The sequence below is a fragment of the Rothia nasimurium genome (assembly GCF_928391935.1).
Taxonomy (GTDB): domain Bacteria; phylum Actinomycetota; class Actinomycetes; order Actinomycetales; family Micrococcaceae; genus Rothia; species Rothia nasimurium_D.
In genome coordinates this window covers 158,107-175,061 of sequence record NZ_CAKMTD010000003.1, presented here as the reverse complement: position 1 = coordinate 175,061, position 16,955 = coordinate 158,107, and the positions used below count along the sequence as shown (strand labels likewise).

General features: G+C 62.1%; 14 protein-coding genes. 10 read left to right on the top strand and 4 right to left on the bottom strand.

From position 1 onward, the window contains the following. Positions 1-5: 5 nt before the first annotated feature. Entirely contained in the window at positions 6-1,427 is a 1,422-nt protein-coding gene (locus L7A15_RS05325) for a dicarboxylate/amino acid:cation symporter (RefSeq protein ID WP_237208210.1), read from the top strand. An 89-nt stretch (positions 1,428-1,516) separates the two neighbouring features. Here the strand turns inward: L7A15_RS05325 and L7A15_RS05320 are convergent, their stop codons facing one another. From L7A15_RS05320 to L7A15_RS05305, 4 genes are all read right to left on the bottom strand, one after another. Continuing rightward, on the bottom strand, positions 1,517-3,220 hold the full coding sequence (locus L7A15_RS05320; protein WP_237212343.1) for a DUF885 domain-containing protein: 1,704 nt from the start codon (positions 3,218-3,220) through the stop codon (positions 1,517-1,519). A 53-nt stretch (positions 3,221-3,273) separates the two neighbouring features. Continuing rightward, positions 3,274-3,618, bottom strand: a complete 345-nt coding sequence (locus L7A15_RS05315) for an acyl-CoA carboxylase subunit epsilon (RefSeq protein ID WP_237212342.1) — start codon at positions 3,616-3,618, stop codon at positions 3,274-3,276. Positions 3,619-3,631: 13 nt separating this feature from the next. Next, on the bottom strand, positions 3,632-5,236 hold the full coding sequence (locus tag L7A15_RS05310; RefSeq protein ID WP_237200554.1) for an acyl-CoA carboxylase subunit beta: 1,605 nt from the start codon (positions 5,234-5,236) through the stop codon (positions 3,632-3,634). A gap of 239 nt (positions 5,237-5,475) precedes the next feature. Then, entirely contained in the window at positions 5,476-5,760 is a 285-nt protein-coding gene (locus L7A15_RS05305) for a YciI family protein (RefSeq protein ID WP_237212341.1), read from the bottom strand. Between the two features lie 118 nt (positions 5,761-5,878). On the opposite strand from L7A15_RS05305, the gene L7A15_RS05300 reads away from it, so the two are divergent. From L7A15_RS05300 to gatB, 9 genes are all read left to right on the top strand, one after another. After that, a complete protein-coding gene (locus L7A15_RS05300; protein WP_237212340.1) occupies positions 5,879-6,739 on the top strand; it encodes a biotin--[acetyl-CoA-carboxylase] ligase in 861 nt (286 codons plus the stop codon). Positions 6,740-6,789: 50 nt separating this feature from the next. Beyond that, positions 6,790-7,260: a PH domain-containing protein gene (locus tag L7A15_RS05295; protein WP_237189022.1), complete on the top strand. Its 471-nt coding sequence runs from the start codon at positions 6,790-6,792 to the stop codon at positions 7,258-7,260. A gap of 226 nt (positions 7,261-7,486) precedes the next feature. Further along, positions 7,487-8,617 carry an adenylate/guanylate cyclase domain-containing protein gene (locus tag L7A15_RS05290; RefSeq protein WP_237189023.1) on the top strand — a complete coding sequence of 377 codons (1,131 nt, stop codon included), beginning with the start codon at positions 7,487-7,489 and terminating at the stop codon, positions 8,615-8,617. Then, the gene (locus L7A15_RS05285; RefSeq protein WP_336603508.1) at positions 8,614-9,690 is read left to right on the top strand and encodes a PP2C family protein-serine/threonine phosphatase; all 1,077 of its coding nucleotides are present in this window, start codon (positions 8,614-8,616) and stop codon (positions 9,688-9,690) included. Before L7A15_RS05290 ends, L7A15_RS05285 begins: the two co-directional genes overlap by 4 nt. A gap of 113 nt (positions 9,691-9,803) precedes the next feature. Further along, the gene (gene ligA, locus L7A15_RS05280) at positions 9,804-11,978 is read left to right on the top strand and encodes an NAD-dependent DNA ligase LigA (protein ID WP_237208306.1); all 2,175 of its coding nucleotides are present in this window, start codon (positions 9,804-9,806) and stop codon (positions 11,976-11,978) included. Positions 11,979-12,524: 546 nt separating this feature from the next. After that, positions 12,525-13,220 (top strand): transglycosylase family protein, encoded by a 696-nt coding sequence (locus tag L7A15_RS05275; protein ID WP_237208215.1) that lies wholly within the window; start codon positions 12,525-12,527, stop codon positions 13,218-13,220. 123 nt (positions 13,221-13,343) lie between these two features. After that, a complete protein-coding gene (gene gatC / locus L7A15_RS05270; protein WP_237208216.1) occupies positions 13,344-13,640 on the top strand; it encodes an Asp-tRNA(Asn)/Glu-tRNA(Gln) amidotransferase subunit GatC in 297 nt (98 codons plus the stop codon). A 9-nt stretch (positions 13,641-13,649) separates the two neighbouring features. Beyond that, a complete protein-coding gene (gene gatA, locus L7A15_RS05265) occupies positions 13,650-15,239 on the top strand; it encodes an Asp-tRNA(Asn)/Glu-tRNA(Gln) amidotransferase subunit GatA (RefSeq protein WP_237208217.1) in 1,590 nt (529 codons plus the stop codon). Next, positions 15,240-16,745 carry an Asp-tRNA(Asn)/Glu-tRNA(Gln) amidotransferase subunit GatB gene (gatB, locus tag L7A15_RS05260; protein ID WP_237187310.1) on the top strand — a complete coding sequence of 502 codons (1,506 nt, stop codon included), beginning with the start codon at positions 15,240-15,242 and terminating at the stop codon, positions 16,743-16,745. The last annotated feature ends 210 nt before the right edge of the window (positions 16,746-16,955 follow it).

The window sequence follows — 16,955 nt, the reverse complement described above, 5'->3', positions numbered from 1 at the left end:
TCCCTATGTCTACCACCGCAAGAGCTCACCAGTCCCGTACACTCCCGGCCTGGGCTACGTCCTTTGGCAATCAAATCCTGGCCTCCCTCGTCCTGGGTGTCGTCCTTGGCCTCCTGGCTACCCGCCTCGGCGGCGACGCCACCGACAGTCCCAACTGGCTCATGACCACCCTGGCCACTATCGGCACCTCCTACGTCACCCTGCTGAAGGCTGCGGTTGTCCCGCTGATCTTCACCGCTGTTGTGTCCTCCATCGCCAACCTGGCCCAGGTGTCGAACGCGGCCCGCCTGGCTACCAAAACCCTGCTCTGGTTCGCCTACACCGCCCTGATCGCCGTCATCATCGGCCTGGTGCTCGGCCTGGTCACCCAGCCTGGCGCCAACACCGGCCTGGACGCCCCCGAAGCCTACGAGGGACGCACCGGCTCCTGGCTGGGCTTCCTGACCGGCCTGATCCCCGCCAACTTCCTGGGCCTGGGTGTCAGCATTTCAACCTCCGGCGAAACCGTCACCGGGGCGGCCAGCTTCAACATCCTCCAGGTGCTCGTCATCTCAGCTGCTGTTGGTATCGCTGCCCTCAAAACCGGCGAAGCAGCCAAGCCCTTCCTGGCCTTTAACCAGAGCGCCCTGGCCATCATTCAGACCATTCTTTGGTGGATCATCCGCCTGGCCCCGCTGGGCACCATCGGCCTCATTGGCCGCGCCGTCTACGCCTACGGCTGGACCTCCATGGGGGCCCTCGCCAAGTTCGTCATCGTGCTCTACATCGGCCTAGCCCTGGTGCTCTTCGTGGTCTACCCCGCCATCGTCCGCGCCAACGGCCTGTCCGTCAAACAGTACTTCTCCGGCGTCTGGCCTGCCGTCCAGATGGGCTTCGTCTCCCGCTCCTCCATGGGCACCCTGCCCATCACCCAGTCAGTTGCCGAACGCAACTTCGGTGTGCCCCGTGCCTACGCCTCCTTCGCCGTGCCCCTGGGCTCCACCACCAAGATGGACGGTTGCGCCGCCGTCTACCCGGCCCTGGCCGCCCTCTTCGTCGCCCAGTTCTACGGCATTGACCTCAACATCACCCACTACCTGCTGATCATCCTGGTGTCCGTCCTCGGTTCCACCGCCACCGCAGGTACCACCGGCGCGACCGTCATGCTGACCCTCACCCTCTCCACCCTGGGCCTGCCCCTGGACGGCGTCGGCCTGCTCCTGGCTATCGACCCCATCATTGACATGGGCCGCACCGCCGTCAACGTCGCAGGACAGGCCCTGGTCCCGGCCATCGTCGCCAAGCGGGAGGGCCTGCTCAATGAAGACCTCTACGAGGCGCCCCGCACCGAGGGCGGTTTCGTCCCCGAAGAACTCTACAACCGTCTGGCCCAGGAGCCTCATGCCCCCACCGGCTCCCAGCCCCTGGTAACCTCCTCCACCCGCTAGCTGAGAAGCAAACAGACAAGGACGGGCCCGCCCCACCTGCCAGACAAGGCAGGGAGGGCGGGCCCGTCCTGAATCTAAAAGGAAAAAGCCTAGGCGGCCAGGGCCCGACGCAGGGTGTCCAGCCCTACCGAGCCCAACATGAGGGCCTTGGTGTGGAAGTCACGGTCGTCAACACCGGCGGCCCGGGAGGCCTCGCGCAGCTGGAGCCAGATCCGCTCACCCACCTTGTAGGAGGGGGCCTGACCCGGCCAACCCAGGTAGCGTAGGAACTCAAAGCGGCGCTGCCCCTCAGACATATCCAGGTTGGCCTCCAGGAACTGATAGCCGCGCTCAGCGTCCCAGACCCCAGGCTCTACACCCAGCTCAGTCACCCAGCGTTCGGGAATCTCAAAACCGCAGTGCAGGCCAATATCAAAGACCACGCGGGCCGCCCGCAGGCGCTGGGCGTCCAGCATACCCATGCGGTCGCCCGGATCAGCCAGGTAGCCCAGCTCGTCCATCAGCCGCTCAGCGTACAGGGCCCAGCCCTCACCGTGGCCTGATACCCAGACGGCATTCGCCCGCCACTGGTTCAGGGCATCGGCCATAGCGGTAGCGTAAGCCACCTGCAGGTGGTGGCCCGGCACGCCCTCATGGTAAACAGTCGAGGTCTCCCGCCAGGTACCAAAGGTATCCTCACCCGGGGGAACAGACCACCACATGCGGCCCGCCCGCTCAAAATCACTGGACGGCCCGGTGTAGTAGATACCGCCCTCCTGGGTGGGGGCAATCATGCACTCCAGGTTCCGCAGGGGCCCCTCAATGGTGAAATGCTCCCGGGCCAGGTCAGCCACAGCAGCGTCAGATAGCTTCTGCATCCAGGCCTGTAGGGCGTCCGTACCCTTGAGGGTACGCTCCGGATCAGCGTCCAGCAGGGCCTTGGCCTCATCAATGGTAGAACCGGGCTTGATAGCCTCAGCAACTTCCTGCTGGGCGGCAATAATCCGGTCCAGCTCCTCAACACCCCAGGCGTAGGTCTCCTCCAAATCCAAGGTGGTACCCACAAACTTGCGGGAATAGAGGGAGTAGCGTTCCCGGCCCACAGCGTCAGCCTCCGGGGCATCAGGGCGCAGGGTATCTTTCAGGTAGGCCAGAAGGTCAGAGTAACCAGCCTTGGCAGAAGCGGCACCTGCCCGGGCCTGCTCAGCATGCTCCGGGGCAGCCTCAGCAACCTCCTCGGCCAGCTTGTCAAAGAACCCGCCATCGGCAACATAAGCGGTGACCTGCTCAATGACGATATCCACCTGACGGACCGCTGACACCTTACCGGCCAGACGGGCCTCTTCCAGGGTCTGACGGTAACCTGCCAGGGCCCCAGCAACCTTGTGCAGACGGCCAGCAATAAAGCCCCAGTCCTCGCTGGTCTTGCGGTTCATCAGGTCAAAAATCGCCCGAATACCCTGCACGGGGCAGGCGATATTGTTGAGCTCCCAGCCATCGAGGCCAGCCTCATGCAGTTCCAGGGTCAGGCCCAGGCGCTCGCGCATGGCGTCGATGGTGACGCGGTCGATGTCGTCAGCGGCTTCGACGGAGTCTAGGGCGGTCAGGGTGGTGCGGGCTAGTTCAATGCTGGCGGCGGTGCCGGCGGGGGAGTAGTCCGGGTATTCGGTTTCGCGGCCCTTGCGGCCCTGGATGGTTGCGGCGGCGGGGTCCAGGTCGAGGGACTTTTCGTAGAAGTCGTTTGCGATGGCGTCGACGGCGGTCTGGGCGCGGTCGGTGCGGAAGATATCGGGGAGGTCAGGATGTAGTGTCATAGTTTCCATTCTAAACAGTGTGACCGCCCATACAGGTGGCGGTCACAGGTGTGTTACTGGGGGCGGGCCCTCTTCCAGGAGCCGTGGCCGGGGCGGAGTTTCATGCCCAGGCGTTGGGTGCGGTTGAGGCGGCGCTGCCACATCTCAAGGGTGGTTTCCTGCTGGGAGTCAGCCTGGGCCTGCAGGGCCAGAACGAGGCTGGTGAGGGCGGCCAGTTCCTCATCGGTGGGGTTGCCCTTGACCACCGAGAGAAGCGGGGGACTTGCCTCGGGAGCCGGGGCAGGGGCGTCCGCCCAGGGGGCTACCGGCTGCCCGGCTTCGGGCTGGGCGGGGGCGGACGGGGTGGCTGCGGGTTTCTTGCCGAACCCCAGCAGGGACAGGGGATTTGGGGTTGCCATAGGTGCTTAGCCTTTACAGGGGGATGTTGCCGTGCTTCTTGGCGGGGTGGGCTGCCCGCTTATCGTGCAGGGCCCGCAGGGAGGAGATGATCCGGACGCGGGTTTCTGAGGGGGCAATGACCTCGTCGATGTAGCCCAGTTCTGCTGCCTGGTAGGGGTTGAGTAGTTCCTCTTCGTACTTGGCAATGAGCTCGGCCCGCTTGGCCTCGACGTCGCCGCCCTCTTCTGCAACGGCGGCGAGTTCGCGGCGGTAGAGGATGTTGACGGCCCCCTGGGCGCCCATGACGCCGATCTGGGCGGTGGGCCAGGCCAGGTTGATGTCAGCGCCTAGCTTCTTGGATCCCATCACAATGTAGGCCCCGCCGTAGGCCTTGCGGGTAATGACGGTGACCAGGGGGACGGTGGCCTCAGCGTAGGCGTAGAGGAGCTTGGCGCCGCGGCGGATAATTCCGTTGAATTCTTGGTCGGTGCCGGGCAGGAAGCCGGGAACATCCACAAAGGTCAGGATCGGGATGTTGAAGGCGTCGCAGTTTCGCACGAAGCGGGCGGCCTTTTCGGAGGCGTTGATGTCGAGGGTGCCTGCAAATTGCATGGGCTGGTTGGCCACAATACCGACGGTGCGCCCCTCAACCCGGGCGTAGCCGATCATGACGTTGGGGGCGTAGAGGGCCTGCATTTCAAAGAAGTGCCCGTCGTCGACGACAGCTTCAATGACGGCCCGCATATCGTAGGGCTGGTTGGCTGAATCGGGAATCAGCAGGTCAAGATCGAGGTCGTCGACGGAGACAACCGGCTCCTGGTCGTGGTCTAGGGGCAGGCCCTCGGTGAGGTTGTTGGAGGGCAGGAACTCAATGAGCTCGCGGACGAAATCGAAGGCGTCCTCTTCGTCCTCAGCCAGGTAGGTGGAGGTGCCGGTGACAGCATTGTGCTGGCGGGCCCCGCCCAGGGTTTCCATATCAACTTCTTCGCCGGTGACGGTTTTGATGACGTCGGGGCCGGTGATGAACATGTGGCTGGTCTTATCGACCATCACAATGTAGTCGGTGAGAGCGGGGGAGTAGGCCGCGCCGCCGGCGCAGGGGCCCATGATGACGGAAATCTGGGGGATGACGCCGGAGGCCCGCACGTTCATGCGGAAGATGTCGGCGAACATGGCCAGGGAGGCTACGCCCTCCTGGATACGGGCGCCGCCGCCGTCGTTAATACCGATAATGGGGCAGCCGTTCTTGAGCGCGAACTTCTGCACCTTGACGATTTTTTCGCCGTTGACCTGGGAGAGGGAGCCGCCGTAGACGGTGAAGTCCTGGGAGTAGACGGCAACCAGGCGGCCGTCGATGGTGCCGTAGCCTGAAACGAGGCCGTCGCCCAGGGGCTTTTTCTTGTCCATACCAAAAGCCGTAGTGCGGTGCTTGGCCAGGGCGTCAAACTCGACGAAGGAGCCCTCGTCTAGGAGCATGTCGATGCGTTCGCGGGCGGTCTGCTTGCCGCGTTCGTGTTGGCGGTCGATGGGGCCCTGCCCGGTGGGGGCCAGGGTCTGTTCCCGGCGGGCGTAGAAGTCAGCGATTTTTCCGGCGGTGGTGGTCAAATCGGGGGCGTCGGTGGTGGGGTTCTCGCTCATGCTGGGCCTCGATTCGCGCAAAGAAAAGGACGGTCAGGTGGGGTAGGTGACCTGGGGTAACGATTATTCTTCTCAACTATAGACCCGCCCCAGCCCCGACCCCGGGATATTTTTGGGAAATAGGGGCATTTTTTCTAAATAAGGCTCCAGGGCTAGGTGGCTTATCGCCACACGCCGGGGCCAAAACCAGGGCGGGGTGGGGCATACGCCTCACCCCGCTCGTCCTTGGCTCTCAAGGCCTACTTGCCGACCTTGCCAATCACAGCGTTCCACTCACGGACGGTGTACCCCACCAGGGCCCCGCCGGTGCTCATGGGATCTGCTGCAATGAGCTGGTCGAGGTGGGCGCGGTCGTCCGCTACGAAAATCAGCAGGGCGCCGGAGGGTTCGCCGTCCAGGAAGGCACCGGCTGCGTGCAGGTTGCCTGACTCGTGAAGCTGGGCCAGGTATTCGCGGTGGGCAGGACGGTGGGTGGTGGTCAGTTCGGGGTCCCCGTAGGAGTAGGTGACGGCGTAGACGGTCATGATGGGCCTTTCGGTTGGGTTGTCTTACCCTCCAGTATCTCACCTTTAATCCCTAGAGCTGGGTTGGGGCCGTACAATGGCGAGCAGAAGATGTGCAACACCTAGAGCGAGGATCCCCATGACCCACCACACCGGTATGACCCTGCAGGAAGAGGCGGTAGAGGCTCCCGGCTATGACCGGGTTGTGATCCTACCCCAGGTGGGCTCCACCAACGACTACGGGCGGGCGATTCTGGTGGGGGACCCGACCGTCCGCCGCAGTTTCGGGGAGCTATCCCTGGTCTCAACAGACCACCAAAGCGCAGGACGCGGCCGCCTCGACCGGGTCTGGGAGGCCCCTGCCGGTTGCTCCCTGGCAACCAGCTTTCTGGTGCGTCCCCATGTCAACCCCCACAACCACCCGGCCCCAGACCAGTACCACTGGCTGACCTCCCTGGCCGCCCTGGCTGCCTGTGACGTCTTTGAACAGTTAGCTGGTGTGAGCCCCAGTATTAAATGGCCTAACGATGTCTTGATCGGCAACCGAAAAGCCTGCGGGATCCTTGCCCAGCTGGTTATTGAACCCGAGGGCAATATCTCGGTTGTCGTGGGTGTGGGTCTCAACCTGAACCTGGCTGCCGACCAGCTGCCCGTCCCCACTGCGACCAGCACCCTGGTAGAAACCGGCCGGCCGGTAGACCTGAGTCGGGCCCTGACGGTATGTGCAGCTAGCTTTGAACGCTACTACCGTGACTTCGCAGCTTCCGGTTTTGACGCCTCAGTCGGGGGGCAGGATTCTCTGTTATATCGTCTCAGAAGCCGCATGAGCACCCTGGGCTCCTACCTGACCATCCACCTGCCGGGGGACGAAACCTACCGGGGAACCGGGGTGGACCTGACAGCAGAGGGGGAGCTGGTCGTCCGCTCAGATACCGGCGAAGAACGCAGCTTCACCGTGGGGGATGTCGTCCACGTCCGCCCCGACGGCTACGGCCACTAGGCACCAAGGCTTTCGGCGAACCCCCAGTTTCTTCCACTACCTTTAACAGCATGAAACTGCGAGGCCCCCTCAACCCGAACGAACGCGTCCTACACAGCACCCGGGCGCATGGCATTCTGGCCTTACGCTCAGTGGCGATCCTGCTCCTTGCCGTGGTCTTGTGGAGTTTTTCATCGACCCTGGCAGGTGGAGGGCACTGGCTGCAATGGCCAGCCCTGGCCCTTGCCCTCTGGCTGGCTTTTGTCGCCCTCAGGGGCCTGGTGCGCTGGTCGCTCACCGGTTACCAAATAACCGGGGACCGGCTGGTGGTGCGCCGGGGCCCGTCCACCTCCCGGGACGTGAGCATCCCTCTGACGGATATCGAGGGCGTGAGTGTCGGGCGGAAGTATATGGTGGGGGTTGCCGACGCCGCTGATTTAGTGGTCTACCTACCCGGGCAGCAGTTACGGCTACAGGCCGTACCGCTTCCTGAACGATTCAGTTTCGAAATACGGACGGCCCAGGCTGCCAAGTTTGCCTAGCCTACATACCTATAGAGGGTCAGGGAAGATTAATAAACCCAATCTGATGTGGGAAGATAGCCTAGATTAAATTCCAATGTGTTGCCTTTGTGCATAAAATATCCAAGGCAATACGAGGTAATGCATCAATTTGTGTAGCTCAACTCACATTCACTGGGTATCCTGGAGGGTAGCAGCGCCTTGCGTTGCCAGAGCCACAAGCATCGCACATAGAAAGAAGAGATCAGTGGAGAAGTCAGCACCCGGTCGCGTCCCCGCCGAAACGGCAGACGTCGCACACCAGCGGAGCGACAAGAAATCCCACACCCCTGTGCAGGGGCAGCTATACCGCAGTGAAGAAGCCCGCCGCGGCGTCCAGGAACTCGAGCGTGCCCTCCTCGGCGCCAACCAAACCCTCAAGCGCCGTGAAGTAGCAGAAGAAGCAGAAGTATCTCTACTCTCTGCCCGCAAGGTCTGGCGGGCCCTGGGCCTACCCAACCTCACTGACGACGACGCCTACTTCACCCCCACCGACGCCGTAGCCCTCAAAACCATCACCTCCCTGGTCAAACACGGCAAACTCTCCGAAGACGCCACCCTCTCCATCACCCGATCAATCGGGCAGATGATGGACCGCATGGTGGTGTGGCAAATCGAGACCCTCGTTGAAGACATGGTCATCAACGGGGGACTGACCGACGTAGAGGCCCGGAGCAAGCTACTTGAGCTCATGCCCAAACTGATCGAAGACCTAGAAAACATCACCGTCTACGGTTACCGTCGCATGCTCAACTCAGCAATCTTGCGACTCGCCTTGCGCGATGAAGAAGAAGGCACCACCCTGGACGACACCGACCTGCCCCTAGCCCGAGGTGTCGGCTTCGTCGACTTGGTCTCCTACACCTCCCTCTCCCGCGAGATGAACGAACGCAACCTCGCAAAACTGGTCAAACATTTCGAGCAGCGGTGCGCTGAGGTTATCGCCGTAGGCGGCGGCCGTATTATCAAAACCGTGGGCGATGAAGTAATGTATCTGGTTGAGTCACCTCAAGACGGTGCCCGCATCGCCCTGACTCTTTCAAAACTTATCAGTGAGGATCCGCTGCTTCCTGAAGCAAGGGTGTCCTTCGTATGGGGTCGTGTCCTCCCGCGACTAGGAGATATCTACGGCCCCACCGTTAACCTGGCCTCCCGCCTGGTCGCCCTCACCGAACCCGGTGTCGTCCTTACTGACATGTCGACTGCCGAAGCCCTCGATGGTGACAGCAAGTTCGTCCTGATCCCCCAGGGCGTGCGGAATGTTAGAGGCTTCGGGAATGTCATGCCCGTGGCAATCACCCCGGGCATTGGTAACGAACTGGAGATCGATTTCGAATGACCACCGCCCCCCAGCTTGCAGTCTACGCAGGCAAATCTACCGATGTTGGGCAGTTTAGAGACAACAACGAAGACTCCATGGTCGTTGCCGGAAACCTCTGCGTTGTTGCGGACGGCATGGGCGGCCACGAAAAAGGTGAGGTCGCCTCTCGGCTCTGTACCCGAACCCTGGCCTACGCCCAGGTCTTTAGCCGCCCTGGCGGTATGACTGACGAGGAAGAAGCCGCCTACCTTGCCGAGGTCGAGACCGAGAAGCTGGGGGAGGGCCCTGGAGGCCGTCGGGGCCTGAAAGCCCGCAAGAAGACCTCAGCTTTGAATCGTCAGATCCTCAAGACCCTGGACAAAATCAAGGAAGTCATTGGTGAAGCTGACGAGGCGATCAAGGGAGCCCTGGGACTCCGCGCTGGTACTACCGTCACCGGCGCCTGGCTCACCCACATTGGCAACCAGCAGATGTGGTTCATTTTCAACGTAGGTGACTCCCGCACCTACCGCCTGGTACGGGCTGACGACGCCGAAACCGAAGACGCCCTCTCCATCTCCAACGGCCCCGTCGAAGGGCTGAGCCTGGAGCAGATTACTGTTGACCACTCCGAGGTCCAATACCTGGTTGATACCGGCCAGATTACGGCCCTGGAAGCACTCACCCACCCGCGTCGCAACGTCATTACCCGGGCCCTGGGCACCGGCAACTACTGGGAACCAGACTTCTGGGTCATCCCCGCCCGGGAGGGCGACCGCCTCATGATGTGCTCCGACGGCCTCTCCGGCGAACTGTCCCATAACTATATGGCCCGGGTACTCGCCACCGTTGAACACCCCCAGGACGCCGCCGACGTCCTGCAAATGGCTGCCCTGCGGGCAGGGGGCCGCGACAACATCACCGTCATCGTTGCCGACGCCATCACCGTCGAAGACTACGAGGCCCGCCTGGCCGAACTCAAGGCCCTCACCGCAACCGACGCCCACCAAATCGTTGAGCACATCGACGGCTACGACTACCACCACACGGCCACGAGCGAAGAAGAACAGTTCCACTCAGAACGTGAATTACACCGGGGAATCAACGGCTAGACCCTGCCCCCAGACCCACCGCCCCACCCGACGATACCGGGTGGGGCGGTGGCCCCTTTGTAGGGCAGAATAGAGGGGTGAGCGAAAACAAGACAAACCCTGCAGCAGAAACCATCCACGGGGTAGACCGCGACCTTGTAGAAGGCGAAAGCGTTCCGGCTGACCTCAAAGCCCAGTACGACGACCTCGTCGACCGGGTGCGGGCCGCCCGCCAGGCCTATTACATGGACGATGCCCCCGTCCTGTCGGATGCCGACTATGACGCCCTCTACCGGCAGCTGGAAGTATTTGAAGCCCAGCACCCTGAGCTAACCTCAAACGACTCTCCCACCCAGGAGGTCGGCGGCGAAGCCTCTGCAGCTTTCGCCCCGGTGAAGCACCTGGCCCGCATGTATTCCCTGGAGGATGTATTCTCCCTCGATGAGCTCGATACCTGGCTTGACCGGGCAGAAACCAATGCCCGGACCATGACCGGCTCGGTCCCCCAGTGGCTGGCTGAGCTGAAGATCGACGGCCTGGCCGTTAACCTGCTGTATCGGGACGGCAAGCTGGTGCGGGCCGCCACCCGCGGGGATGGAACCACCGGCGAGGACGTCACCCACAACGTCCTGACCATTGCCTCGATCCCCACCCAGCTGGCTGGGTCTAACCACCCCGAGGAAATTGAGATTCGCGGGGAAGTATTTATTTCGTCAGCTGATTTCAAGGCCCTGAACGAGCAGATGGTAGCTGCCGGTAAGGCCCCCTTCGCTAATCCCCGCAATGCGGCTGCCGGGTCCCTGCGTCAGAAGGACGCGGCGCTGACGGCGGAGCGCCCCTTGAGTATGTTTGTTCACGGGATTGGCTCCCGCACTGGCCTGGCGATTGCCAACCAGTTTGAAACCTACGCCCAGCTTGAGGCCTGGGGTTTGCCAGTGAGCCCCTACTCCCAGCTGGTGGCAGGACGGGAGGACCTGCTGGACTTTATTGCTACCTATGGTGAGAAGCGGCACTCCCTGGTACATGAAATTGATGGCATTGTCATCAAGGTTAATGACTTTGAGACCCAGGAGCGCCTGGGCTACACCTCCCGCGTACCGCGCTGGGCGGTGGCCTACAAGTACCCACCCGAAGAGGTCAACACCAGGCTGCTTGATATTCAGGTGGGGGTCGGGCGAACCGGCCGGGTAACCCCCTACGGGGTCATGGAACCGGTCAAGGTCGCCGGGTCTACTGTCGAAATGGCCACCCTGCACAACCAGGATGTCGTCAAGGCCAAGGGCATCTTGATCGGGGATACCGTGGTGCTGCGGAAGGCAGGCGATGTCATCCCTGAAATCGTTGGCCCCGTGGTGGCCCTGCGCGACGGAAGCGAACGGGAGTTCGTCATGCCCACCGAGTGCCCGTCCTGTGGCCAGCCCCTGGCCCCGGCTAAGGACGGCGACGTCGATATTCGTTGCCTTAACGCCCGCTCCTGCCCGGCCCAGCTGACCGAGCGCGTCAACTATCTTGCAGGACGGGGGGCCTTTGATATTGAGGCCCTGGGCTATGAGGCCGCAAAAGCCCTCACTAACCCTGCTGCCCCCGACACCCCGCCCCTGGTGTCTGAGGCCTTCCTCTTTGACCTGACGGCTGAAGACCTGGCCGAGGTCAAGATTGAGCGGGAGAAAAAGGTGAAGGGGGAACCCACCGGAAAGACCGAGCTGGTTCCCTACTTCTACACCCGGGGCACTAAGACCAAGCCCAGTGCCCCCACCCGGAATACCGAGAAGCTCTTTGAACAGCTGGATAAGGCCAAGTCCCAGCCCCTGTGGAGGGTACTCGTGGCCCTCTCCATTCGGCATGTGGGGCCCACAGCAGCTAGGGCCCTGGCCACCGAGTTTGGTTCTATGGACGCAATCCGGGCAGCTAGCGAGGAACGCCTGGCCGGGGTGGACGGGGTAGGCTCCACCATTGCTAAGTCCCTGACCGAATGGTTTGAGGAAGACTGGCATCGCGAAATCATTGACCGCTGGGCGGCGGCCGGGGTCACTATGGAGGACGAACGCGATACCTCCATTGAGCGGAACCTAGAGGGGCTGACCATTGTGGTGACAGGAACCCTGGAAAACTACACCCGAGATTCTGCCAAGGAGGCGATTATTGTGCGGGGCGGTAAGGCGTCCGGCTCGGTGTCTAAGAAAACCTCCTACCTGGTAGCCGGTGCTGCAGCCGGATCCAAACTGGATAAGGCCGAGCAGCTGGGGGTTCCCGTCCTGGACGAAGCAGGCTTCACGGCCCTGTTGGCAGGGACCCTGACGACCGACTAAACCCCGGGTTTCTGTTGAGCTGGGTCTCAGGAAGGTCACAGGCGTCACCCCGTCCCTGTGACCTTCCTGTGACCTTTAGGGAGCGTCGTCGGAAAAAATTTAAAAAAAATTTATGGGCCTTCTCTTCCCAGGCTTAGCCCTGTGTGGGGGAGGGGGCTGACGATGACTAGACCGAAAAAATCCTTGAAATAACGGGGTTTTCTTAGGTGGTAAGGTTGCTTTCCGCAGGGGGGAGGGGAGCGGACGGGGTGCTGGTGGGGCCGGTCACTTAAAGCGAGGTGCGCTGTGGTTTGTCTCAAAAATGGGTTGGCAAAGCAGAAATCGTTACAGTATCGTTATCAACGAATCAAAAACGACCACCACACCAAAGATTCCGGTGGTCCATAGTTCGCAGTGGAAGCTGCGAGCGCATGCTGGGTTCTACCGCACACCTGATGCCGTCTACAGGGTAGAACCTCAAAAAGATCCCACAATGATTACGGGTAGACGGCAACGCGAAGACGCCCAGGGATGGGAAGAGCGTCAGGTGGCCTGATGGAGCATTCAATGACTTCCAACATTCGTCGTTCAGCAGCAGCAATCGCCCTCGGTGGCGCAGCAGTAGCAGGCTCACTCGTTGTAGCCCCCTCCGCAGCAAACGCTGCTCCCCTCGAAGCATGGGAAGCCCTGGCACAGTGCGAGTCCGGTGGTAACTGGGCCATCAACACTGGCAACGGTTACTACGGTGGCCTGCAGTTCTCCCCCTCCTCTTGGGTTGCAGCTGGCGGCTCCGGCAGCCCCGCGGCTGCTTCTAAGGCAGAACAGATCCGCGTTGCTGAAAACCTTCTCCAGATGCAGGGCTGGGGCGCTTGGCCTTCATGCTCCGCTCGTCTGAACCTCTACGCTTACGGCACCGGTAGCGCACCCGCAGCTGTAGCTGAGACCCCCGCAACCCAGCAGACCTACGTTGCCCCCCAGGCAACCGAGGTTGCTCCTGTTGAGGCAGCTCCCGCTCCCGCTCCCGTTGTTGAAGCAGCTCCTGCTCCTGTAGCTGAAGCAGCTCCCGCTCCCGCCGCTGAAGCAACCGCAGAAGCAGCTCCTGCCGCTAACACCTACACCGTCAAGGCTGGCGACACCCTGTCAGAAATTGCTTACGCTCACGGCTTCAACGGCTGGAACGAAGTACTGGCTGCTAACGCCGACCTGATTCAGAATGAAGACCTGATTGAAATTGGTTGGGTTCTGACCATCCCCGCTAAGTAAGGTTTACCCTCTCTAGCGAGTAAAACTTCTGTGAAAGCCCGCTCACCGGATTCGGTGGGCGGGTTTTCTGCATTGCCGGTAGTATAGAGACTGAACATCTATGTCTACCTCGTGGAAGTGATTATGTCTGCTATTACGAGTGAGCAGGTGGCGCACCTCGCCATGCTGGCTCATATCGAGATGACCGAAGAGGAGCTGGCAGCTATGGCCGCTGAGCTCGATGTCATCGTTGATTCCGTCAAGTCAGTCTCAGACGCCGTCTCAGACGATATCCCGGCAACCAGCCACCCCATCCCGCTCAAGAATGTCTTCCGTGAGGACGTCGTGGGTGAGACTTTGACGGCTGAAGAAGCCCTGTCGGGTGCTCCGGATGCCGAAGATGGCAAGTTCAAGGTTCCGGCAATTCTGGACGAAGACTAAGGAGCGGGCATGAACGACATCATCAAACTTTCTGCAGCGGAACTTGCTGAGAAACTGGCCGCCGGTGAAGTGACCTCTGTTGAGGCAACCCAGGCCTACATTGATCACATTATCGCCACTGACGGCCAGCCCCTGGACCCTGAGAACCGGGCTGCCGGTAAGAGCGGCCTGAACGCCTTCCTGCACCTGAATGCTGAGGAGGCCCTGGAGGTTGCTGCCGCCGTGGACGCCGACCGCGCCGCCGGAAAGGAGCTGCCCGCCCTGGCTGGCGTCCCCATCGCCGTCAAGGACCTCATTGTCACTAAGGGCCAGCCCACCACCGCAGCTTCCCGTATGCTCGAGGGCTGGATGAGCCCCTACGACGGCACCGTCACCCAGAAGATCCGCGAGGCTCGTATGCCCATCCTGGGTAAGACTAACCTCGACGAGTTCGCTATGGGCTCCACTACCGAGCACTCAGCCTTCGGCGTCACCCGCAACCCCTGGGCCCTGGACCGTATTCCCGGTGGCTCCGGCGGTGGTTCCGCTGTAGCAGTAGCTGCCTTCCAGGCCCCCCTGGCCCTGGGCACCGACACCGGCGGCTCAATCCGCCAGCCCGCAGCCGTCACCGGCTCCGTCGGCGTCAAGCCCACCTACGGCTCGGTCTCCCGCTACGGCGTCATTGCCATGGCCTCCTCCCTGGACCAGGTTGGCCCCTGTGCCCGCACCGTCCTCGACACCGCCCTGCTGCACGAGGTTATCGGTGGCCACGACCCCAAGGACTCCACCTCCCTGAACGAGCCCGTCCCCGCCTACGCGGACGCCGCCCGCGCCGGTGCTGCTGAAGGTGGCCTCAAGGGCCTGCGCGTTGGCGTCATCAAGGAACTGACCGGCGAGGGCTTCCAGCCCGGCGTCATGGCCCGCTTCAACGAGTCCCTGGAGCTGCTCAAAGAAGCCGGCGCAGAGATTGTTGAGGTCTCCCTGCCCTCCGTCAAGGAAGCAATTGGGGCCTACTACCTGATCATGTCCTCCGAGGTCTCCTCTAACCTGGCCAAGTACGACGGCGTCCGTTTCGGCCTGCGTAAGCTGCCCGAAGAAGGTAACGTCACCATCGAGCGCGTCATGTCGGCCTCCCGTGCCGCCGGCTTCGGCTCAGAAGCCAAGCGCCGCATCATCCTGGGCACCTACGCCCTGTCCGCTGGCTACTACGACGCCTACTACGGCTCAGCCCAGAAGGTACGCACCCTGATCCAGCGTGACTACGCCAAGGCTTTCGAGGTTGCTGACGTACTGATCAGCCCCACCGCCCCCACCACCGCCTACAAGCTGGGCGAGAAAACCAAGGGCGACCCCATGGCCATGTACAAGGGCGATATCGCCACCGTACCCACCAACCTGGCCGGTGTGCCCTCACTGTCCCTGCCCGGTGGCCTGGCAGATGAGGACGGCCTGCCCGTTGGCATCCAGTTCACCGCCCCCGCCCACGAGGACGCCCGCCTCTACCGCGCCGGTGCCGGCCTGGAAGCCCTGCTGACCGCCAAGTGGGGCGGCTACCTGCACGAGCAGTTGCCCGACACCGCCGCCCTAATCCGTGACTTCGACTTCGAGGGAGCTAAGTAAATGTCTGACGAAATCCTGTCCTTTGAAGAAGCCATGGAGAAGTACGACCCCGTACTCGGCTTCGAAGTTCACGTCGAACTCAACACCAAGACCAAGATGTTCGACGCCGCCCCCAACGAGTTCGGTGACACCCCCAACACCAACGTCACCCCCGTCTCCCTGGGCCTGCCCGGCGTCCTGCCCGTCGTCAACGGCAAGGCGGTAGAGTCTGCCATCAAGCTGGGCCTGGCTCTAGGCTGCGAGATTGCGCCCGTTAGCCACTTTGCCCGCAAGAACTACTTCTACCCCGATACCCCCAAGAACTTCCAGACCTCCCAGTACGACGAGCCCATCGCCGCCAACGGGTCCCTGGATGTTGAACTGGAGGACGGCACCGTCTTCACCATCGACATCGAGCGTGCCCACATGGAAGAAGACGCTGGCAAGCTGACCCACAAGGGCGGCACCGCTGGCCGTATCCAGGGTGCAGATTTCTCCCTGGTTGACTACAACCGTGCCGGTGTTCCCCTGATTGAAATCGTCACCCGCCCCATCGTGGGTGCGGGCGACAAGGCTCCTGAGCTGGCCCGCGCCTACGTGGCTGCTATCCGCGAAATCGTTAAGAACCTGGGTATCTCTGATGCCCGCATGGAACGCGGTAACGTGCGCTGCGACGCCAACGTCTCGCTCATGCCCAAGGGCTCCACCGAGTTCGGTACCCGCTCAGAAACCAAGAACGTCAACTCCCTGCGTTCGGTTGAGCGGGCAGTGCGCTACGAGATCCAGCGCCACGCCGCCGTCCTGGAAGCTGGCGAAAAGGTTGTTCAGGAAACCCGCCACTGGCACGAGGACACCCGCGAGACCACCAGCGGCCGCCCCAAGTCTGACGCTGATGACTACCGCTACTTCCCCGAGCCCGACCTGGTTCCCGTTGTCACCGATGAAGAGTGGATTGAGCGCCTACGGGCCGAGCTGCCCGAGCCTCCCGCCGAGCGCCGCCGCCGTCTGAAGGCCGACTGGGGCTTCTCAGACGAAGAGTTCCGCGACGTAGTCAACGCCGGTGCGATGGACGCCATCGAAGAGACTGTTGCCGCCGGTGCTCCCGCCTCCGTTGCCCGTAAGTGGTGGATGGGCGAGATCGCCCGTATCGCCAAGGAGCGCGAGGTTGAGCTGACCGAAACCGGGGCAACCGCCGCTACCATCGTTGAGCTTAACCAGCTGATTGAGGGTAAGAAGATCAACGATAAGATTGCCCGCCAGGTACTCGGCTTCGTCATTGAGGGTGAGGGCACCCCAGCTGAGATCGTTGAGAAGCGCGGCCTGGCCGTGGTCTCTGACGATTCGGCCCTGACCGCCGCTATCGACGAGGCCCTGGCTGCTATGCCCGATGTCGCCGATAAGATCCGTGCTGGTAAGGTCCAGGCTGCTGGCGCCGTCGTCGGCCAGGTCATGAAGGCTACCCGAGGCCAGGCAGACGCCGGACGTGTGCGCGAGCTGATCCTCGAAAAGCTGGGCGTCGAGGGCTAAACCCCTACCCCGCTAGGCTGAATCCAGCCCCAGCTGATACAAGGTCCAAGGCCCGCCCTAGAAACCAGGGCGGGCCTTGGGCCTTGATACTACTGTCTACCTGCCAGATTCCCGGTCTTGGTCTGCCCTTAAACACAAAGCCCCCCACCGCCTCAGAAAATAGCGGGGGGGGGGTATTCTTTGCAACAGTTGCATCTTCTTGATGAGGGG